Raw genomic sequence first — 23,362 nt, forward strand, 5'->3', positions numbered from 1 at the left:
ACATATATGCCGCAACTATATTTGAAAAAGCTACAACAAACCTTCCTGTTGTTATTAGCATTAGTCGTATTTACCAATCGCTTATATGCACAAACGAGTTACGAGTTAAATTTCGGCTGGAAATGTGCACCTGTAAAAGAGGTGGTGGCCGATGGCTACAAATTAAGCGGCCAGGCTTTCGATATAAAAAGCTGGATGCCGGCTACCGTGCCCGGTACGGTTTTAACAACCTTACTGAACAACAAAAAAGTACCTGATCCTTTTTATGGGATGAACAATGAGCGGATCCCCGATATTTATAAAACAGGTGCCGACTATTATACCTACTGGTTTGTAAAGGAATTTAAGGAAGTAGCTACGCCGGGTAACCAGGTTTACCTGAATTTCAGGGGAGTTAACTACAGTTGCGACGTTTATCTGAACGGACACAAGTTGAACAAGGAGCTTCAAAAAGGGATGTTCCTGAGGTTCTCTTATAACATCACCCCATTTTTAAATAAAACAGGCAGCAACAAGATGGCGGTGCTGGTGCATCCGCCGGATGTTTTGGGCAATGCTAACGGCGGCCAGGGTGGCGACGGTACCATAGCTAAAAATGTTGGCCTGCAATACACCGCGGGCTGGGACTGGATCCAACCGGTGCGGGACAGAAATACCGGTATCTGGGATAAGGTGGCCATCCAAAAAACAGGTGCTGTTAAAATTAACGATACGCACGTAATTACTTTGGTGCCCGGTAAAAGGCTGCCCGAAGGCGTACAGCAACCTGCCATAGTAAAGGTAGATGCCGAATTGAGTAACCCTACCAATGCAGCTGTAAGCGGTGCCGTGGTTTATGAAATTGCCGGTAAAATGGTTTCAAAAAGTGTTGTGTTAAAGCCTAATTCGACTGTAACCGTAAAACTTGATGATTATACCCTGCAAAACCCTAAGCTTTGGTGGCCCAATGGTTATGGCGAACAATATTTATATGATGTTAAGGTGAAGTTCGTGGCGGGCAAAACGGTTTCGGACGCGCAGAATTTGAAGGTGGGCGTGCGCCAGATCCAGTCGGAATGGAACGACCATACGGGCAGCAGGCAAATTGCTGTAAACGGCCAAAAGATATTTATCAAAGGTGGCAACTGGATCATATCTGACGCCATGCTGCGCTTTACGGATACCCGTTACGATGCCGAGGTACGGTTTCACCGGGATATGAACCTAAACCTGATCCGCATTTGGGGTGGATCAATCATCGAGCGTCCGGAGTTTTACGATGCCTGCGACCGGTATGGCATGCTGGTTTTTCAGGACCTGTGGGGATCTGGTGATTGTAACGGTCGCTGGATAGACCCGATGAAATTGGAAGACCAGTGGACACGCCGCAAATATCCGGACGATCACGGTTTATTTTTACGCTCTGCCGAAGATCAGATAAAAATGGTGCGTAACCATGCCTCGTTAGCTATATGGTGTGGCGGCAATGAGATCACCCCGCCGGAGGATATACTGGTTGCCCTTAAAAACGATATTTTGCCGAGGTTGGATAACACACGCTGGTTTGTGGACTACTCTAATTCCGAAGAGATGTCGCGTAACGAACTGGGCGGCAACGGTGACGGGCCGTACGGCATCCAGCCGCTTTCGGTATTCTGGCAGCACAAAACTTATCCCTTCAATTCCGAAGTCGGGTCGGTAGGCGTAGGCGATTATGAATCATTAAAACGATTTATTCCCCAAGCTAATATGGTGCCGCCTGTTTATAATGATGATACCCATAAAAACAAAACCGACAGCGTTTGGGAATATCATAAATACATCGGTTACGATACCAGCATTACCAAATACGGTAAAGTGAAAAATGCCGAAGACTTTGCAGCAAAAGCCCAGTTGGTAAACTATGACCAGTACCGTGGCCTTGCCGAAGGTTTTACCGCACACATGTGGGACTGGTACACAGGCTTTATTATCTGGAAAACGCAAAATCCATGGACAGCAATGCGCGGGCAGATGTATGACTATTATTTAGACCCGAACGCCTGCCTTTACGGCTTACACAACGGCAGCGAGGCCATGCACGTGATGTATAACCCGGTTGACGGGATGGTGATGCTGGCCAACAATACCTTCAAGGCCAAACGCAGCATTATGCTGGTGATTAAGGCCTATGATATGGCGGGTAAGGATAGCCTGCTTACCCAGGTGTTTGTTGATATTGTACCGGCATCTACCAAAAAGATCCTGTCAGTAAAGAAGATCCTGGATGAAATGAGTGCTAAAGAGGGCGTATTTTTATCTCTTCAGTTATTAGATACCGATAAAAAGATCTTTTCTGATAACCTATACTGGCTGCCCGATGCAAAGGGCGATTATAGCGGCTTGCAAAAAATGAAAAGCAATGGTCTTGTAACCACTGCCAGATACCTGCAATCGGGTAAGGTGGAAGTTACTTTAACCAACCCTCAAAATAAGGTGGTGGCATTTTTTAATCGCATCTCGCTGGTGAACGCCGATACCAAGGAGCGCATCCTGCCTGCATTTTACAGTGATAATTACGTATCGGTTTTACCGGGACAGCAAAAAAAGATCATCGTTGATTATAACCCGGCCTTATTCGGAAAAAACCTGGCGATTGATATCGACGGGTGGAACGGCGCATCAAACAATCGCCTTATCAATATCGCAAACTAACAGTAGTAAATTTAAATCATCACAAAACCCTTAACTTAATGACCGGTACCCTAACTCCTGTTCAAAGTAAAAGCAACAAAGCCATATTTATTATAGGCATCCTGTTTTTCATTTTCGGGTTTGTAACCTGGATGAACTCCGTATTGATCCCGTACTTGAAACTGGCCTGCGAGCTTAATAACTTCCAGGCCTATTTGGTTACCACCGCCTTTTATTTGTCGTACCTGGTCATGGCCATCCCGTCGGCCTGGGTGTTAAAGGTAACCGGCTTTAAAAACGGCATGTCGATAGGTTTGGCCATCATGGCTTTAGGCGCGCTGATGTTTATACCTGCGGCTATGACGCGTACCTACCCGTAGTTTCTGCTGGGTCTTTTTATCCAGGGTACGGGGTTGTCGGTGTTGCAAACGGCGTCTAACCCATACATCGTTATTTTAGGCCCTGTAGAAAGTGCCGCCAAAAGGATCAGTATTATGGGCATTTGTAATAAGGTGGCCGGCGCCATTGCGCCGATAGCATTAGGGGCCATAGCCTTAAAAGATGTCGACGGGTTAAAGGAGCGGTTGTTAACGATGGCAGCCGCGCAGAAAATTTTAGAATTAAATGAACTGGCCAGCAGGGTAATTATGCCTTACATTATTATCATTGTAGTGTTGCTTGCGTTAACGATCTTCATTTACTTTTCTGGCCTGCCGGAAATAGAAAGTACCGAGGATGATGCGGTGGTCGATGGCATCACAGCCAAAACCAGCGTGTTCCAGTTCCCGCATCTACTGTTAGGTGTACTTGCGTTGTTTTTATACGTAGGGGTAGAGGTAATGGCCGGCGATACCATTATCAGCTATGGGTCGAGCCAGGGCATCCCCTTATCTACCGCAAAGTTTTTTACCACCTTTACGCTCATCGGGATGACGATAGGCTACATAGTGGGTATCATTTGTATCCCAAAATATTTTAAGCAGGAGGCTGCCTTAAAGGTGTCGGCGTTTTTCGGTGCGGTATTTACCGTTGCAGCCGTGTTTACGACAGGCTATACATCTGTTTTCTTTATTGCCATGCTGGGCCTGGCCAACTCGTTAATGTGGCCTGCTATCTGGCCTATGGCAATCACAGGTTTAGGTAAATTTACTAAGATTGGCGCCTCGTTCATGATTATGGCTATATCCGGCGGTGCGATATTGCCTTTAATTTATGGCCGCCTGGCCGATGCCGTTTCACCAAGATTAGCTTATTGGCTATTAGTTCCATGTTATTTGTTTATTTTGTATTATGCGCTTTCGGGCCACAAGGCCGGGTTGAACAAGGGTAAAGTGAATGATGTTTTAGTCCCCGCCGAATAAATAATTTTAAAAAATGATCAAGATCTATAAGGTAACGGTAGCGATAGGGATGTGTGTTTGCACATGGGGTACGCTGAAAACGCAGGCGCAAACGGCAGACAGACGTTTCCCAATAATCCCGTACCCAACATCGTTAACAGCAGGTGCAGGAACTTTTAAAATTACGGCTGCTACAAAAATTAGTGCCGATAATCGTTTTGGGAACGAGGTTTTGCAGTTCAATAAGCTTTTTAAGCAGGGTATGGGTGTTGGCTTGTCACCGGCAAAAACCGGGAGTATTGCTTTAAAATACGACGCTATGATTAGTGCGGAAGAAGGTTATAAACTGATCATCACCCCTAAAGGGCTAACGATAGCGGCTAAAACTCCAACAGGGATTTTTAGAGGGATAGAAACGATAAGGCAATTATTGCCTGCCGGGATAGAGGATGCAGGTGCAAAAAAACTAACAGCTTTAACTTTACCTGCGGTTAATATCGAAGACCAGCCCGCTTACGCCTGGAGGGGCATGCACCTGGACGTATCGCGGCATTTCTTTTCTATCAGTTACCTGCGCAAGTTTATTGATGTGATGGCGCTGTACAAGATGAACAAGTTCCACCTGCATTTAACCGACGACCAGGGCTGGCGAATAGAGATCAAGAAATACCCTAAGCTGACCACCGAGGGCGCCTGGCGTACGTTCAACTCCCAGGATTCGGCCTGTATGAAAAAGGCAAAGGATAACCCCGATTTTGTGATCGACCCGCAACATATCGTGCAAAAAAATGGTAAGACTATGTACGGCGGTTTTTACACGCAACAGCAAATGAAAGACCTGGTAGCCTATGCGGCTGCCAAACACATCGATATTATCCCCGAAATTGATATGCCGGGCCATATGATGGCAGCTATTAACTCGTACCCTTTCCTGACCTGCAACGGCGAAAATAAGTTTGGCGAGCTTTTTTCTTTACCTATTTGCCCGGCTAACGAAAGCACCTACGAATTTGCACAGAATGTGTTTACCGAGATCATGGATATTTTTCCGTCTAAATGCATCCACATAGGCGGAGATGAAGTAGACCGGACTGATTGGGGGAAATCGGTAGCAGTTAAGGAATTTATGAAACAGAACGGGATAAAAGATCTGGCCGGCCTGCATAGTTATTTCATTAACCGGATGGAAAAGTTCTTCAATTCAAAAGGCCGCAAATTGATCGGCTGGGACGAGATCATCGAGGGCGGTATTAGCCCTACAGCTATTGTAATGTACTGGCGCGGCTGGGTGCCCGATGCACCGGTTAAGGCGGCTAAGAATGGTAACACCGTGATCATGACGCCGGGCGAACCGCTTTACTTTGATAACCTGCCAGATAAAAATTCTATTTACAACGTTTACCATTTTAACCCGATCCCTAAAAAGCTCAACGCACAGGAAGCTAAGGCGATTATCGGTGCGCAGGCCAACATCTGGTCAGAAATGATCCCATCAGAAAACCGGGCCGATTATATGTTTATGCCCAGGATGACCGCCCTGGCAGAGCGCCTTTGGACGAACAATACCGATGATTATCAATCCTACCTAAACCGTTTAACACAGCAATACAAGCGGCTGGATAATTTAAAGGTGCACTACCGCCTGCCCGATCTGCCGAATATGATCACAGAGCGTGTTTTTATAGCAACCGACACTCTGAACATTAACAAGCCGATGGCGGATATGCAGATCAGGTTTACTACAGATGGTACCTTGCCGCAGGCAAATTCTACAGAATTAAAAACTCCGCTGGTGATTGCAAAGTCAGAGACTATTAAGGTAGCTGCCTTTACACCAATCGGCTCGCGCGGGGATATTTATACTATAAACTATAAAAAGCAAACCTATGCAGAACCTGTAAAGCCGGGAACGGTTACACCAGGTTTAAACAGCACTTATTATAAGGCATTTTTTAAACAAACCAGTTTAATCAGCAAAGCCAAAGGCGATAGTATATTTATTAGCAATAGCATCAGTGTACCTTCAACTGTAACGGCACCATCTTTTGCCATTACTTACCGCGGTTATATTGATGTGCCTGCGGATGGCGTTTATAGTTTTTACCTTACCTGCGATGACGGCGGCGTATTGAAAATTGCCGACCGTGTGGTAGTTGATAACGATGGTAACCACTCGGCCATAGAAAAGAACGGGCAGGTTGCCTTACGCAAGGGCTTGCAGAAGTTCGACCTTGATTTTATTGAGGGAGGCGGCGGCTTCAAGCTGATCCTGAAATATAGTTTAAATGGCAGCGAACCGGCAGAGATCCCGGCAAGCTGGTTCAAAAAATAATATACCTTATGAAAAATATTTTTCTTTCGGCCATTTTTCTGGCTTCGGCTTTAAGTGTAACGGCGCAGGTTGCACCAAAGCCATATGGGGTGTTGCCGACCCAACGGCAACTCAACTGGCAGGAAACGGATATGTACTGTATCGTGCATTTTAGCATGGCTACCTTTACTGATAAGGAATGGGGCTATGGTGATGAAGACCCGAAGATCTTTAACCCGAAGAACTTTAGCGCACTGCAAATTGTTGGTGCGGCAAAAGCCGGCGGTTTTAAGGGCATAGTTGTTGTTGCCAAACACCACGATGGTTTTTGCCTGTGGCCAACCAAAACTACAGATCATAATATCAGCAAAAGCCCTTACAAAAGCGGCAAAGGCGATATCCTGAAAGATTACCAATTAGCCTGCCAGAAACTCGGTATGAAAATGGCGGTTTACTGCTCGCCCTGGGACAGAAACAATGCCCTGTACGGCAAGCCGGAATACGTAACCAAGGTGTACCGCGAGCAATTGAAGGAACTGTATAAAAACTATGGACCCGTGTTTATGTCATGGCATGACGGTGCTAACGGTGGCGATGGCTATTACGGCGGCAGCCACGATGTACGCAAGATAGATCGGTCCACCTACTATGGCTGGGACACTACCTGGGCCATTACCCGTAAAATGCAGCCCGGCGCAGCCATCTTTGGCGATGTTGGCCCGGATGTACGCTGGGTAGGTAATGAAGAAGGGCACGCCGGCGAAACCTATTGGGCCACGTACACGCCACATGCACCCGAAGAGGGAAAGAAACCGGCCAATGGTTTCGTAAAAGATTATGAAGGCACGGAAGGCACCCGCAATGGCCAATACTGGATGCCTGCCGAATGCGATGTGCCTTTACGGCGCGGCTGGTTTTATCACGCCTCGCAGGATGGGCAGTCACGATCTGCTTACACACTGGTTGATCTTTACTATAAAAGCGTTGGCCGCGGGGCAGCGTTGGATCTGGGCCTCTCGCCGGATAAGGACGGAGTGATCACCAATGAGGATGTGAACATCCTAAAGCAATTCGGCAGTATCTTAAAGCAAACCTTTGCGGTTAATCTGGCTAAGGGGGCAAGTTTCAAAGCATCTAACCTCCGCGGTAATAACGCGGCTAAATACGGCACGGCTTTTTTAACAGATAATAGCCGCTACACCTATTGGGCAACAGATGATAAGGTAATCACCCCGGAATTAGTGGTGGATATGCACACCCCCAAAACTTTTAACGTAATTCGCCTGCGCGAGAATATAAAGTTGGGCCAGCGGATAGAAGGCGCTGCTTTTGATGCCTGGATAGATGGTGCCTGGAAAGAGATTGCAACTGTGCCAAGTGTTGGTGCAAACCGTTTAGTGCGCTTGCCCTACAATGTTACAGCAAGCAAGTTACGATTACGGATAACCAAATCGCCGGTAAGCGTGGCCATCAGCGATTTTGGGGTGTTTAAAGAACCTTCTCATTTGGTTGCCCCGATTATTAAAAGGAATATCAAAGGCGAAGTAAATATCTATACCGAGGCACCCGTTAGCAGCATTCGTTACACCACCAATGGCAGCGAGCCAACTACTAATTCGTCGGCTTTCACAGCCCCGTTTTTATTGCCTGATGGCGGCTTGGTAAAAGCCAAAAGTTTTGAGGGCAATCAGAGTGCTGCCACTACAGCCACGTTCAGTTTATCTAAACAAGGCTGGAAGGTAGAAACTAACGAAGCAAACGGTAACCGCGCGGTAGATGAGGATGATAACACGTTCCTGTCATCGTCATCTTCAACCATCATAGTTGATATGGGCGCGGAGAAGTTAATCTCTTCCTTCACCTATTTGCCAAGGCAGGATAAGAAAACTGAAGGTATGGTAAGTGGTTACGCATGGGCAACAAGCACCGACGGCGCTAATTGGCAAACCGTAGCCGAAGGCGAATTTTCAAATATTAAATCAAACCCGGTAGAGCAACTGGTAGCGTTAAAATCGCCGGTAAAGGCGCGCTACTTTAAATTGACGGCAACCAAAGTGATCTCGGGTGAAGGCATAAGCGCAGCCGAACTGGGTGCATCAAAAAACTAATTATAGCTATAACACTTAATGAAACGCAAATTCATTTTTACACTGATCATAGCAACTGCTGCAAGCCAGTTGTTTGCCCAAAATAAGGCTAAACCGCAGTTAACACAATATGTAGATCAACTCATTGGCACAGGCTTTCACGGGCACGTTTTTGTTGGGGCTAATGTACCTTTCGGTGCGATACAGTTAGGCCCCACGCAACTTTCAAAAGGGTGGGACTGGTGCTCGGGCTACCATATCTCCGATTCGACCATCATTGGCTTTCAGCATACCCACCTCAGCGGTACCGGTATTGGCGACCTGGGCGATATTTCTATCATGCCTACAACCGGCGCGGTTAACGTAAATAAAGGTGATATTAAAAACCCGCAGGCGGGGTACTTCTCGCTGTTCAGTCATAAAGATGAAGTGATCAAGCCGGGGTATTATAGTGTTAAGTTAAAAAAGTATGATATCAGGGCGCAGCTTACAGCAACGAACCGGGTGGGCTTTCATCAATATACCTTCCCGGCTGCAAAGCAAGCCAATATCCTGATCGACCTGGCAGAAGGTATCGCCGATATCCCGACGGAGACCTACATTAAACAGGTAAACAGCACCACGGTAGAAGGTTACCGCTATTCAAGGGGATGGGCGCGCGCGCAACGCATCTATTTCACAGCGGTGTTCTCTAAACCCATTACCAAATTTGCGGTTTACGACAGTACTGCCCTGCAAAAGGGTTTAACAGCTACAGGACAAAAGGTAAAGGGTGTTTTATCGTTCAGTACTACCGCAGGTGAAAAAGTATTTATCAAAGTAGGTATCTCGCCTGTAAGTACAGCTAATGCCTTGTTAAACATCAATACTGAATTACCGGGATGGGATTTTAATAAAGTTGTAGCTGATGCCAATAACAGCTGGAACAAAGAGCTGCAAAAGATCGAGATCAAAACGGATTCTTTATCACAACTCAAAAAGTTTTATACGGCTTTGTATCACACCATGATTGCCCCATCAACTTTTAATGATGTAAACGGCGATTATTGGGGGGCAGATAAACAGGTGCACAAGGGTGAATCTTTTACCAATCTGACTACGTTTTCTTTATGGGATACTTACCGCTCGGCAAACCCGCTTTATACCATTATGCAGCCCGAGCGCGTGAGTAATATGATCAATACCATGCTGGCTATTTACAAAGAGCAAGGCAAACTCCCGGTATGGCATTTGATGGCGAATGAAACTAACACCATGGTGGGCAACAGTGCTGTAGCCGTTGTGGCGGATGCTTATTTGAAAGGCTTCAAAGGTTTCGATGCTAAACTTGCCTATGAGGCAGTGAAAGCCACCCAGATGCAGGACAAGCGCGGCCTTAAATTTGTAAAAGAATTAGGCTTTATACCTGCCGATAGTACCGTAGAATCGGTAGCGATGGGACTGGAATATTCCATTAACGATTGGTGTATTGCACAAATGGCCAAAAAAATGGGAAATACAGCTGATTACCAATATTTTAGTAAACGTGCTAAAAATTATCAGAACTATTTTGATAAGCAAACCGGCTTTATGCGGGGTAAGGTATCGGCAACGCAATGGCGCACACCGTTTAGTCCGTTTGAATCGCGCCACGAGCAGGATGATTATACAGAAGGAAACGCCTGGCAGTACACCTGGCTGGTACCGCATGATGTGGAAGGCCTGATTGCCTTACAGGGCGGCGAAAAGCCTTTTAGCAATAAGCTTGATTCGTTGTTTATTGCCAAAGGCGATCTGGGTAAAGAACACTCACCGGATATTTCGGGGTTAATCGGCCAATACGCGCACGGTAACGAGCCGAGCCATCACATTGCTTATTTATATGCCTACGTGGGCCAGCCCTGGAAAACTGCCGACAAGGTTCGCTATATTTTGGATAACTTTTACACCACAAAACCCGACGGGATAATTGGCAATGAGGATGTCGGCCAAATGTCGGCATGGTATGTTTTATCTGCCGTTGGTTTTTACCCGGTCAACCCTGCAAATGGTACTTACGTGTTTGGCAGCCCACGTGTAAACGAGGCTACCATAACTTTACCTACCGGTAAAAAGTTTCACATCGTGGTTAAAAACAACAGCACAGCTAATAAATATATTCAAAGTATAACCATGAACGGCAGCGCTTACACTCATAATTATTTGGCACACACTGCAATCACAGCAGGCGGCGAAATGGTGATTACCATGGGGGCAAAGCCGGGCAGTTTCGGCACGCAAACCGCGGACAGGCCACACTCCGTAAATTAACTGCATCGTTTATAAAGGCTTGCAAATTTTAGTATGAGATTTACACAGATATTGTTTGCAGGCCTTTTTATATCTACCGGGTTCATCGGTCTTAACGCTTTCACCAACAAAACTAAAAAGCATAAGCAAGCCAATGACGGCAAGGCGTTGTTTACAACCTATTGCTCGTCATGCCATTTACTGCCCGATCCGGCAAGCTTGACCAAGCAGATCTGGAAATTGCATGTGTTGCCGGTTATGGCCAGCCGTATGGGCATCATTTACCCTAATTACGATCCGCTGCGGGGCTTATCGCCGGACGAGAAGTTGATCGTCAATAAAAATAACATCATCCCCACCGAACCCGTTTTATCTGATGCGGAATGGCACAAACTGGAGCAATACGTGATCAGCAACGCGCCCGATACGGTGATTGCCGATCCGTCTCGGATTACAAGAAACGCTCCCTTAACACAATTCACAAGGGAAGATGTACAGGTTGATCTGCAAAGCCCGTCGTTGATCACCGGGTTAAAATACAACGATCAAACGAAAACACTTTGGATAGGCAATTATTTCAATACTGTGTTTTGCTGGGATTACAAAGCGGGGGTAACCAAAACCATCGAAAGCAAAAGCCCGGTAGTTGATTTTAATTTTTACAAAGGCGATACTTACTTTACCCAAATAGGAAAATTATATCCTACCGAATTAAGTACCGGCAGCTACGCTAAACTGGATGGACAGGTTGGCACGCCTATACTGAACAACTTACACCGGCCTGTAAATACCGTGATGGACGATCTGGACGACGATGGTGTACCCGAAGTGGTGATTTGCAATTTTGGCAATAAAACGGGCTCGCTATCGCTTTTTAAGAAGCAAAAAACCGGCAAATATACTGAAGAGGTTTTACTGCCTGTAGCAGGTGCAATTAAGTGCTTTGTACAGGATATGGATGGTGATGGTAAGAAAGATATCATCGCGATGTTTTCGCAGGGCGACGAAAGTGTTTACATCTTTTACCAGAAGCCCGGACTGAAATTCAAGGCCAAAAGAGTTTTACGGTTCCCGCCTAATTACGGCACTACCGATATGGTTTTGGTAGATTATAACCATGATGGCCTTACCGATATTGTAACCGTGCATGGCGATAATGCCGACTACTCCAATATTTTAAAATCTTATCACGGCATCCGCTTGAATATTAACCAGGGCAATGGTGTTTTTACCGAAAAATATTTTTACCCCATGTATGGGGGAACGCGAGTAGTAGCAGACGATTTTGATAAAGACGGAGATATTGATTTTGCCGCCAGTGCCTTTTTTCCTGATTTTGGGCCGCTGATAGATGAATCTTTTATTTACCTGGAAAACAAGGGCGGGGTTAATTATAACTTTAAATCGTACATTTTAAAAAGCAACGTACCCTTAAAAAGCCTAACGCTCGAGAAGGCAGATATTGATGGCGACGGCGATATGGATATTATCGCCGGTAATTTTGCCCAAAGCCCCGGCAGCGTACCGCCGCAACTTGACCAAAAATGGAAAGAAGCTAAATACGGGCTGGTTATTTTTTTAAATCAGTATATCAGGTAATTAAAGCTTTAGTGCACCGCTATAAATGGAGTTCAACGTAGGTAAATAGTTTTTTCAAGGGATTATCCATTTAATTTTTATAATCGACCGTACCCACCCATTTGCCGCCGCTTAATATGGTGGTGTACTGATCGCCTGCTTTTTTAAGTGCTGCTTTTTTGTGGTTTAATTCAAGCCGGGCTATTTCATGCTCTCCGTTAAGTTTTAGCGTGGCCGTTACGCCCTTTGGCACATCTGCAGTAAAAGTCATTCCGGTATCAGTTTTTGTCCAGGCAACGGCTACATTGCCAAATTCAGTGCCCACATTTCCACTGGCATATTTTAGATCGCCCAGGTGTGGTTCTATAACTATTTTTTTGGTCCAAACCGGGCCATCGGGCCTTACGCCTAAAACATACGAACTCAGGAAATAGGCCGGGTGGATACCATATATATGAACTTTACTGCCTTCTTCAAAATAATGTTCCCAGGCGGTTTGCCAGTCGTAATCAAGCGCGGGCTGCCAGCGCTCACGTATCATATCCAGGACCTTTTCATCAGTTTTAACCTTGTTTTCGGCATACATCTGTTTAAAACTGTAGTAATAGGTCATAAAGCAATATGGTTTATCCCATTTGCCTTTCATAAATTGTTTCACACTATCTAAACGTGCCGCCGGTACAACAGCCTGATCTACAGCAAAAACGGCTGCTTCAAAGGTTGGCTCGGCGTAACCGTCTTTTATGCTGATGTTCATGTGCTGCGCCGCGAATAGCTTTTTTGCAGCTGCCTCATCATCCATATAACCACTGTAGTAAGTGCCTTTGCTTTTATCCCATAAATGCTTGTTTATAGCCACGCGAAGTTTGGTTGCCGCATTGGCTAAAAACGTAGCTTCTTTGTTTTTTCCTATCACTATGCCCAGGTAGGCGGCATCTGCAAGTGCTTTATATATAAAAGCATTTAAACCCGTGCCTTCGCAAACCTGGTAACGTAAGGGGTTGGTAGATACTTCCCATTCCCTTGCCTTAACTAGGCCGCGTACTGTACGGCGCGCCAAAAACCAGTTTAACTGCCGGGTTATGGGCACCCATAATTCTTTTATAAAGGCTTTATCGCCCGTAGTTTCATAATATCTGCGGGCACCTTCTACCCAGTCGCAGGTCCTGTCTTCCATATAACCATGAATATCCCATCGGTCTGATGCTGTATGCGCTTTCACCCGTCCGTCGGGCGTTTGGGTTAATGCGGTACGGCGCAGCATTTCTTTTAACAAACGGGCATCGGCATACATTTTCTTTCCGTTAAGATCGGGGCCCTGCATGGCTGTGCGGGTTACGTCGAAGGCAGGCGGGTCGCAATCCATCCACTCTACTCTTTCGCGGTCGGCGCAATCATCGTAAGCATCTTCACTCAATATCTGTAACGACCGGGTGAGCCTGTCCCAAAGGGTATTGAGCATTTTGTCGCTGCTGGTAAAGCTGCCGGTACGTTTAAATGGATACCGCCGCTCGGTTACGCTCAGCCTGTTTAATTTTAATTCGCCATTGGCCGTATAAATAGTAAAGTGTTTGATGCCGTATGTATCGTAGGTGGTATAATTTTGCAATCCGTTGCGAGTAGTGTATGAGTTGTTCAGCTCGCCATCTTTATCAAATAAGCGCAAAACGACCCCTTCTTTTGCATCCAGATCTAAATTCAGGTAGGCCTGGTAATAATCGGGCAGGGTTACTTTGAGCGTATCGCCTTTTTTTATGGTTAGCGGCAGTTGGCCATTAGCTGGTTTACCATTAATAGTCAAATTACTGATTACCGTTTCCTGCTGAAAGGGGAGTTCCTGCTTACGAAGAGGAAAGAAATTAGCCACGTTTTTAACTTTGACAGCATTGTCCCACAGCTCATCGTTAAACGTGCCTGAGGTATAACCTGTAGGCATTTTACGGGCATCAATATTCTCACGGATTGATGACCATGCAAAGGGCCGCTCGGTGTAAGATAGTTCGGGCATTACCTTCCAGCTCGCGTCCGTTTTTATTTGCCGGTTGGTAGCGCCTTTAAGTTCTATCAGCGCGGTAAAGCCAGCTTCATGAGCCATTATTTGCCCGGTGTGGTCAAAGCGGTGTACTACAACTACAACGGTATTGGTGCCTTTTTTAAGGTAGGATGATATATTAGCGTTGGCGTATTGTGGCCCTTTGTTTTCAAAACGGACAGGGCCGCGCATAAGGTATTCTCCATTAATAAAAACTGCGAAACGATTATAGGCGAATAGGTTAAGTGTTGCAGGCGCTTTGGTATCGGTGAGGGTAAAGCTTTTTCTAAAAACTACATGCAGATCCCCCCTTTTAGTAGTGTCGACTGCATTCCAGATATAACTTTTATCCAGAATTTTTGAAACCCTGTCTTGTGCGTTTGCCACCATCGAAAATGCGAACAATAAGAGCCCGACACCGGAACAAACTACGTTTTTATACCTGTGATACGTCATTCTTTAGGGATATTGTTTAGGTTGAATGTTATATTTTAGCGACACTTATTATGCCCGGTTTCCGTTACCACGATTTATAAAAAAGCACATTATAACAGCCGTGTACAGGCAAATCGCTCAAATATGGTAAATACCCGCGGCTATTTTAACAGATTGTCATTTTGTACAATTGTTTTATCAAAATGGATATTTAACCCGCAAGCTATTTTAATAAATTTGATCTTGTAAACCAATGTATTTCCGGGCTTAACCTGCACTGAATCAAATTATTTAATCGAAAATTTTTACCTGCCGGTATAGGTGCATGTCAACCAAATATTGCCCGGCTTTTATCAAATCAAATGCGCTTAGTAGCTAAAAAGATATTTTTACTATGCACCCTGTTCTGTGGGATTAGCGCTGTGGCCTATGGTCAGCTACTTCCCGTAAAGATGGCTTGCGAGCTGCGTAACGAGCCGCTGGGGATAGATGTTGAAAATCCTACCTTCAGTTATGTTATTAAAGCCGGTGACAACCGCCGGGGCGTTGTACAAACAGCCTACCAGGTGATAGTTGCCGGTACACCTGATTTCAAAGCCGGTAACAACATGTGGGATTCAAAGAGGATCGACACCGATCAGATGGCCTACATCCGTTATGCGGGAAAGCCATTATTGTCTGGCCTGCGGTACTGGTGGAAGGTGCGTATCTGGGATGAGAAAGGCCGGATATCTGCCTGGAGCAGCCCTGCCAGCTTTACAATGGGCATATTACAACGTACCGAATGGAAAGCACGCTGGATAAGTGCCGCCGGTGCCGATAAATATGCTTTAAGCCCAGTGGGGTATAAATCGGCAGATGCTGCAACTGAAGGTGCTGAAAAATGGGTACAGGTAGATCTGGGTAGCTTACAAGCCTTTTCTGAAATTTTATTGTATCCGCTTTTTTATGCTGATAGGGGTGGCTATGGCTTTCCTCGCCGGTTTAAAATATTAGTTGCAAATGACCCTGAGTTTAAAACAGCAAAAACCATTGCAGATTTTACAGGTGCCGATTTTAACGTACCACGGTATGCGCCGGCGCATGTTTATAAAGGCTATGCCAGGGCGCGGTACGTTAGGGTTGCGGTGACCAAACTGGCCCGCATTAATGATGGCTTTGCTTTCGCCTTAAGACAGCTAATGGTGATGTCCGCAGGTCAGAATATCGCATCGGGTCGGCCCATTAAAGCCACAGACAGTGATGAAAGTAACGGGTTTAATAAAAGCAGGCTTACCGACCGCGTGCGGGATGAAAAAGCTTCTCCTAATTATTCCTCCATACTGTTACGTAAAGATTTTAAAGTAAAGCCTCGTTTGGTAAGTGCAGTTGTATGCGTTAGCGGCCTGTCGGCTTTTGAGTTAACGGTTAACGGCAAAAAGGTAAGTAAAAATTTATTCAGCCCCGGGTGGACGGACTATAGAAAAACGGTCTTGTACGACACTTATAATGTTACCCCCCAACTAAAAAGTGGTTCAAACGCGCTGGGCATCATATTAGGTAACGGTATGTACAATATTCAGCCCGATACTTTGCGCTATGTAAAGTTCATCAACACGTTCGGGCCGGCAAAGGCTATCGCCCAATTAAGATTGGAGTATGCGGATAAAACTGTGCAGTGGGTAAACACCGACAAAACCTGGCAGGTAACACCCGGCCCGGTAACCTACAGCAATTTGTATGGCGGCGAGGATTATAACGCCAATTTACAGCCGAAAGGTTGGGATAAGCCCGGCTTTAAAACAACCACCAGCTGGCGTAAAGCGATAGAAACTGAAGGCCCCGGCGGTGTGTTAAAGGGGCTATCTTGCTCGGCACCGCCAATAACCGCAATAGATACTTTAAAACCTTTTAAGATCACAAAGGTAAATGCAAACATTTTTATCTACGATTTTGGCCAGAATGCTTCCATGATGCCATCACTTAAAGTTAGTGGGCCAAAACGGTCATACGTGCGGCTGATCCCGACGGAGTTATTGGGCACGGACGGACTGGCAGATCGCCGCTCGGCCACGCAGGATGGTGTACGGCCCGCCTGGTGGCAGTACACTTTAGCGGGCAACGGTGCCGAGAGCTGGTTTCCCAAATTCTTTTACCAAGGTGCCCGCTATCTGCAGGTAGAACTTTACCCCTCGGCAAATGGCGGCCTGCCTCAGATAGAACAGTTAAATGATGTAATCGTCCACTCCGCGTCAACGCCTGTCGGTAGCTTTAAAAGCTCGAACGAGCTGTTTAATAAAACATATAGCCTGGTACGCTGGGCACAGCGCAGTAATATGATGAGCTTTATGACCGATTGCCCGCAGCGCGAAAAAATGGGCTGGCTGGAAGAGAATCATTTAAACGGCCCTGCTTTAAGGTATAATTTTGATATGGCCCCGCTGTTTCGCAAAAGTATGAATGATATGGCCGATGCGCAACTGGATAACGGCCTGGTACCTAATATTGCACCTGAGTATTTTATCGCGGGCTCGCCTGCGCTTACCAATGCTTTCCGTAACTCGGCCGAGTGGGGGAGTTCTTTTATTATCGTGCCCTGGCAGCAGTATCTTTTTTCGGGAGATATCTCTCTTTTAGAACGCTATTACAGCCGGATGAAAAAGTATCTCGGCTTCTTATCTGCAGCAGCCAAAGACGATATTATACCTATAGGCTTGGGCGATTGGTATGATATAGGGCCAAAAGAACCTTGGGGGTCGCAGCTTACACCTGTTTCTTTTACCGGCACCGCTGTTTATTATTACGATAACTGGATAATGTACCGCATTGCAGAGCGGTTAAATAAAAAGGAGGATGCTATAGCATTCAAAACATTTTCAGAAAATATAAAGACTGCCTTTAACAAAACCTTTTACAACGCGCAAACCGGCGTTTATGCTACCGGATCGCAAACTTGCGCGGCTATGCCCTTGTTTTTTAACATAGCAGAACCGCAGAACCGGCCGCACCTGTTAAATGCATTGGTAAAGGATATCCGCAGCCACAATAACAGTTTTACCACGGGCGAAGTTGGCTATCGGTTTTTACTGCGGGCGCTGGCAGATGAAGGCCGGTCTGACGTAGTATTCGATATGAACAACCAGGCAGACAGGCCCGGCTACGGCTATCAGTTAAAAATGGGTGCCACCAGCCTTACCGAAAAGTGGGATGCAGGGGTGGGTAACTTTGGGTCGCAAAATCATTTTATGTCGGGCCAGATCAATGAATGGTTCTTTAACGATCTGATCGGGATCCGACCAGACGAAGCCGGCCCCGGCTTTAGGCAATTTGTGATCAAACCGGCTTTATTAAAAGAGCTGGATTGGGTAAGAGGATCATATACAGCTGTAAGCGGTGATATAAAATGCGAATGGAAAAGGGCTAATGATGCGGTAACAATAGCAGTTACCGTACCGCCCAACACACTGGCAACCATTTATCTGCCCACTTCGAACGAAAAAAATATAATGGAAGGCGATAGGAATATAGCAGGTGCGGAGGGCATAAGCCTCCTGAAAAAGGACAAAGGAGTCCTTGTTTATCAGCTAAAGTCTGGTAGTTATAATTTTACTATTAAAGAATAACACTTGGTAAAGCCATCACATTCAGATCAGGCTATCGGTTTGAAAATGATGAGTACGCAAATAAGGATTATATATAAACGTATATGCAGCAAAGTACTTTAAAAATTGGATTGTTCGGCATCGGCCTGGAGGTTTATTGGGAACAGTTTAATGGGTTGAAAGAAAGATTGGAAGGGTATCTGGCCGTTGTGGAAGCAAAAATCAGCCAGGTTCATCCGGCGGTAGTAAATCTGGGACTGGTAGACTCGCCCGACAAAGCCTTTGCTGCGGGTGTTACATTTAAAAAGGAAGACGTTGATATCATATTTTTATACGTCACCACCTACGCGCTATCTGCCACGGTTTTACCTGTAGTGCAGCGGGCAAAAGTACCCGTGATCATTCTAAACCTTTCGCCCGAAGCCGCGATCGATTACCAGGCCTTTAATAGCATGAATGATCGGAAGCAAATGACAGGGGAGTGGCTGGCCTATTGCTCGGCTTGCCCAGTGCCAGAGCTGGCTAATGTTTTTAACCGAACGGGTATCAAATTCCACCAGGTTACAGGTATGCTGCACCACGATCCTGAATGCTGGGATGAAGTAGCCGAATGGATAGAAGCTGCCCGCGTGGCCCATACCATGGCTTTTAACCGCCTGGGTTGCATGGGGCATTATTATAGCGGCATGCTGGATATTTATACTGACCTAACCCAGCAATACGCTGCTTTTGGCGGCCATATCGAATTACTTGAAGTAGATGAGCTGGCTGCTTTGCGCCGTAATATCAGTGATGCCGCTATCAGGGAACGGGTGCAACTATTTGGCGATAAGTTTGAAATAATGGACGGCTGTACCCAGGAAGAACTGGAACGAGCCGCCCGTACCTCGCTGGCGCTCGATCAGTTGGTTGAAAATCATCAATTAGGGTCGTTGGCCTACTATTATAAAGGCACCGGTAATGCCGATAATGAGGATAGCATCAGCTCCATTATTTTGGGTAATTCTTTACTTACTGCCAGGGGCATCCCGGTAGCAGGCGAGTATGAAATAAAGAATGCACAAGCCATGAAGATAATGGACAGCTTTGGCGCGGGCGGATCTTTCACAGAATATTACGCCATGGATTTTGCTGCCGATGTAGTACTAATGGGTCATGATGGGCCCGGCCACATCGCCATTGCAGAGGGTAAAACAAAGGTAAGGCCATTAGAAGTGTACCACGGTAAAGTAGGTAAGGGCTTATCGGTAGAAATGTCTGTAAAGAATGGCCCGGTTACATTACTATCTGTAGTAGAGCAGGCCGGCGGTAAACTCATGCTGCTGGTTGCTGAGGGCGAATCGGTACCGGGGCCTATCTTGGAAATAGGCAACACCAACAGCCGTTATAAATTCGATATCGGGGCGCGTAAATTTGTAAATAACTGGAACAGTTACGGCCCGGCGCATCATTGTGCCGTGGGTGTTGGCCATATCGGCAGCAAGCTGCACAAACTTGGCCAGCTTCTTAATATTGATGTGATACAGGTTTGTTAAGATTGAGGTTAGGGCTTGAGCGTAGTTTGTGGTGAGTGATAATAGTACTGCGGATACACTATCGGTGTTAAAATTTAATAGTTATATCATTTTATACAATTGAATTGCCATTTTATATATCCTTTTTGCCTTTACACTATCTTAAATTTGAAAAGAACGAAGTAGCCCGATCTGTAGTGGCACTTTTTTAGTAAGCCAATTATAATAAATTTTATTGCCACCATTTTAATTGATCATTCAACATGTTATTAATTTAATTTAACGTATGGGGAAGGAATAAGGAAAAAAATAAGCAGGTATTGTTATACCTGCTTAATCCAATGAGTTGTATTGCCTGCTGGAATAGATAATGCAATCATTTAGTTAATCCATTAATTAACCTAATTCAAAATTATGATTTTTTTTACAAAAAGAACTCCCTACACGGGGGCAAGCATCCGTATTGCCTGTACTTTTTTACTTCTTTTATCTTTGATAGTAAATAGTGCCCAGGCATTGGTAGCTAATCACAACCTAAACCCAATTGCATTTGAAGTTTCCGGAACAGTTACTTCAGAAACCGGCGAAGTGCTGGTTGGTGTAACTGTGAGCGAAAAGGGGACTCCCAATGGTGTGTCTACCGATGTTAACGGCAAATTCAAATTAAACGTGCGCGATGGCAATGCAACGCTGTTGGTACGCTATATCGGTTTTCAAACCAAAGAGGTGGCCGTGAACAACAGCGCAGTTATTAATATAAAATTGGCAAACGACGAAAGAAAACTCAACGAAGTTGTTGTTGTAGCCTACGGATCACAAAAAAGAGGTGACATCACAGGTGCTGTTACGTCAATTAAAGCTGATGATGTAAAAGATGCGCCGGTAACCCAGTTCACGCAAATGATACAAGGAAAAACCCCCGGTGTGCAGGTAAACCAAACTACAGGTATACCGGGCCAGGGCATGTCTATCCGTATCCGCGGAGCGGTAACATTTTCTGGTAGTGGCAGCTCTCAGCCCTTATATGTAGTTGATGGCGTTCCACTTGTGAGTGATATCAACAACATTAACCCCGATGAAATTGAAACGTTCACCATATTGAAGGATGCATCATCTACCGCTTTGTATGGTTCAAGGGCTGCCAATGGTGTTATCATCATCACTACTAAACATGCAAAAGCCGGGCAAAATTCATTAACCTTCAACGCATTTTACGGTGTACAAACTGTGCCGCAAAAAGGGCGGCCTGATGTAATGAATGCCGTTGAATTTGCGCAGTATGAGCAAGATGTATTTAAAGAGCAGGACCGGATAAACCGTGCGAATGGAGGCACAGGAGTAGCCATCCCTGTCGAGTACCAAAACCCGTCGCAATATGCAGGCAAGGGTACCGATTGGTATAACGTTTTGTTACGAAACGCACCAATTCAAAGCTACAACCTGGCATTAAACAGCGGAACGGAAAAATCCACAACTACCGCTACAATAGGTGTGCTCAACCAGGATGGTGTGCTGGTTGCTTCCAACTACAAAAGATACTCTGCGCGTGTCAATTCGGAGTACAAGTTTAACAGTAAAATTACGGTAGGGTTGAATGTAGCGCCAACTTACGAAAAGCTTGCCAACACCAACACTGACGGTAATATTTTTGGAGGTGGTATCATTCAAAATGCGATTACCAGCTCTCCAATATCGCCTGTGAGGAATCCTGATGGTTCGCTTACTTTAACCTCGCAGTCGCCCGGCCTTTTTGGTAACCCAAACTGGTACCGCGTTGCAACAGAAAACAAAAACAATACACAAAAAGGGCGTTTGTTATCTAATGGTTATGCTAATATCCAGATTATCAAAGATCTGAATTTCCGTACTTCGTTGAATATCGATTATGTTAATGAGCAAAACCAAACCTGGAGCCCATCTACATCGGGCGGTTTGTTTGCCCCGCCGCCAAATCAGGCTTCTGCAAGTGCATATAGTAACATTTACTACTCATGGCTGGCAGAGAATACCCTGAATTACAAACATAGCTTTGGCGATCATAATTTTGACGTATTGGTAGGTTATACCGCCCAAAAATATCACCAGGATTTTAACTCCCAATCGGGCTTTGGTTTTCCTAACGATAATATACCGTCACTGGCGGCTGCTACACAGTTTAATACGCCAACAACAAGCATCCAGGAATGGTCGCTGGCATCCTTTGTATCACGTTTAAACTATAACTACAAAAATAGATACCTGGTTTCTGCATCATTCAGAAGAGACGGTTCATCCCGTTTTGCGCCCAATACTAAATATGGTAATTTCCCGGCGGTATCTGTGGGTTGGAATGTTTCTCAGGAGCAATTTATGCAAAACATCCCGGCAATATCCGATCTGAAACTGCGTGCAGGTTATGGTGTTAACGGTAACTTTAACATTCAAAACTATGGCTTTATACCTAACACGCAAACAACCAATTACAGCTTTAACGGAGTGCTTACCCCCGGTACATCCATCGCTAATATCGGTAACAACAATTTAAGCTGGGAAAAATCAAAGCAATTGGATATCGGGGCTGATTTCAGCCTGTTTAAAGGCCGTATAAGCGTTAGTTACGATTACTTCCACAAAACCACCTCTTCGCTGTTGTACCAGATCAACGTTCCCCGCGAATCAGGTTTCTCAAGTATAGCTGATAATGTTGCCAAGCTGCAGTTTAAAGGGCACGAATTTTCTATCACCAGTCAAAATTTGGTAGGTCCTGCTTTAAGATGGTCAACGAATTTCAATATCAGTTTTGTACGCAGCAAGATCCTGGATTTAGGCCCATACGGCACCAGTTTGCCAAGAGATCCAAATGGTGCTAATATAGAAATGATAGGCCAGCCGCTGGGTATGTTCTATGGCTACAAATTTATAGGTGTTTATAAAAATCAGGCCGATTTTGACGCCTCGGCAAAATACACAGGCAGCGATTCGCCATCACAGGTTGGTACGGTAAAATATGCTGATACCAATGGCGATGGTATAATAGATGCAAGGGATAAAACCATTATTGGTAACCCTAACCCCGATTTTACCTACGGTATGACCAACAACCTTACCTACAAGAACTTCGATTTTGGCGTTACCGTATCAGGCGCTTATGGTGGCGACTTGCAAAACCGTACGTTAGAGTACACCCAGAATCTGGACGGTGTGTTTAACGTAACGAAAGATGTAGCTAACCGCTGGAAATCTGAAGCTGACCCGGGCGATGGCGTGCATCCACGAATCGTGGTAGGTACCGCTCTGGCCCGTAACACCAATTCACGGTGGGTAAGCGATGGTAGTTTCCTTACGGTTAAGAACGTAACATTAGGCTATTCTATCCCAATGAAAAACAATAATTATATCAAGAGCATACGTGTTTACACCAGCGGCCAGCAGTTGATCGTATTTACCAAATATAAAGGTGCCAACCCCGAAGTAAGCGGTGTTGAAGGCAGCAGCGTTGTTAATATCGGTATAGACAATACCTCATACCCGGTGCCGCGCACCATCAGTTTTGGTGTAAATGTTAATTTAAAATAAATATATAAT

The 23,362-nt window shown here is 45.4% G+C and carries 11 protein-coding genes; 10 read left to right on the forward strand and 1 reads right to left on the reverse strand.

Annotated features, from left to right (window positions below; genetic code table 11):
* The first annotated feature begins 6 nt into the window (after positions 1–6).
* From IDJ76_RS09740 to IDJ76_RS09765, 7 genes are read left to right on the forward strand one after another with little or no spacing between them, the layout of a single operon-like run.
* The gene (locus IDJ76_RS09740) at positions 7–2,673 is read left to right on the forward strand and encodes a glycoside hydrolase family 2 protein (protein WP_191163108.1); all 2,667 of its coding nucleotides are present in this window, start codon (positions 7–9) and stop codon (positions 2,671–2,673) included.
* A gap of 38 nt (positions 2,674–2,711) precedes the next feature.
* The gene (locus IDJ76_RS21140) at positions 2,712–3,032 is read left to right on the forward strand and encodes a hypothetical protein (RefSeq protein WP_317173958.1); all 321 of its coding nucleotides are present in this window, start codon (positions 2,712–2,714) and stop codon (positions 3,030–3,032) included.
* A 6-nt stretch (positions 3,033–3,038) separates the two neighbouring features.
* Positions 3,039–4,013 carry a glucose/galactose MFS transporter gene (gluP, locus tag IDJ76_RS09745; protein WP_317173959.1) on the forward strand — a complete coding sequence of 325 codons (975 nt, stop codon included), beginning with the start codon at positions 3,039–3,041 and terminating at the stop codon, positions 4,011–4,013.
* Between the two features lie 13 nt (positions 4,014–4,026).
* On the forward strand, positions 4,027–6,324 hold the full coding sequence (locus IDJ76_RS09750; protein WP_224746271.1) for a family 20 glycosylhydrolase: 2,298 nt from the start codon (positions 4,027–4,029) through the stop codon (positions 6,322–6,324).
* A gap of 8 nt (positions 6,325–6,332) precedes the next feature.
* On the forward strand, positions 6,333–8,411 hold the full coding sequence (locus tag IDJ76_RS09755) for an alpha-L-fucosidase (RefSeq protein ID WP_191163109.1): 2,079 nt from the start codon (positions 6,333–6,335) through the stop codon (positions 8,409–8,411).
* An 18-nt stretch (positions 8,412–8,429) separates the two neighbouring features.
* The gene (locus tag IDJ76_RS09760; RefSeq protein ID WP_191163110.1) at positions 8,430–10,679 is read left to right on the forward strand and encodes a GH92 family glycosyl hydrolase; all 2,250 of its coding nucleotides are present in this window, start codon (positions 8,430–8,432) and stop codon (positions 10,677–10,679) included.
* A gap of 33 nt (positions 10,680–10,712) precedes the next feature.
* Positions 10,713–12,257, forward strand: a complete 1,545-nt coding sequence (locus tag IDJ76_RS09765) for an FG-GAP repeat domain-containing protein (protein WP_191163111.1) — start codon at positions 10,713–10,715, stop codon at positions 12,255–12,257.
* 70 nt (positions 12,258–12,327) lie between these two features.
* Here IDJ76_RS09765 and IDJ76_RS09770 read toward each other — a convergent pair whose 3' ends face one another.
* A complete protein-coding gene (locus tag IDJ76_RS09770) occupies positions 12,328–14,724 on the reverse strand; it encodes an alpha-L-rhamnosidase-related protein (RefSeq protein ID WP_191163112.1) in 2,397 nt (798 codons plus the stop codon).
* A gap of 341 nt (positions 14,725–15,065) precedes the next feature.
* Between IDJ76_RS09770 and IDJ76_RS09775 the strand changes: the two genes are divergently transcribed.
* The 3 genes from IDJ76_RS09775 to IDJ76_RS09785 all read left to right on the forward strand — a co-directional run bounded on the left by IDJ76_RS09775 (position 15,066) and on the right by IDJ76_RS09785 (position 23,353).
* Positions 15,066–18,305: a family 78 glycoside hydrolase catalytic domain gene (locus IDJ76_RS09775; protein WP_191163113.1), complete on the forward strand. Its 3,240-nt coding sequence runs from the start codon at positions 15,066–15,068 to the stop codon at positions 18,303–18,305.
* Between the two features lie 83 nt (positions 18,306–18,388).
* A complete protein-coding gene (locus IDJ76_RS09780; protein WP_191163114.1) occupies positions 18,389–19,819 on the forward strand; it encodes an arabinose isomerase in 1,431 nt (476 codons plus the stop codon).
* 393 nt (positions 19,820–20,212) lie between these two features.
* A complete protein-coding gene (locus IDJ76_RS09785; protein ID WP_191163115.1) occupies positions 20,213–23,353 on the forward strand; it encodes a SusC/RagA family TonB-linked outer membrane protein in 3,141 nt (1,046 codons plus the stop codon).
* Positions 23,354–23,362: the final 9 nt, after the last annotated feature.

It is taken from the genome of Mucilaginibacter glaciei (genome assembly GCF_014773245.1).
Taxonomy (GTDB): Bacteria; Bacteroidota; Bacteroidia; order Sphingobacteriales; family Sphingobacteriaceae; genus Mucilaginibacter; species Mucilaginibacter glaciei.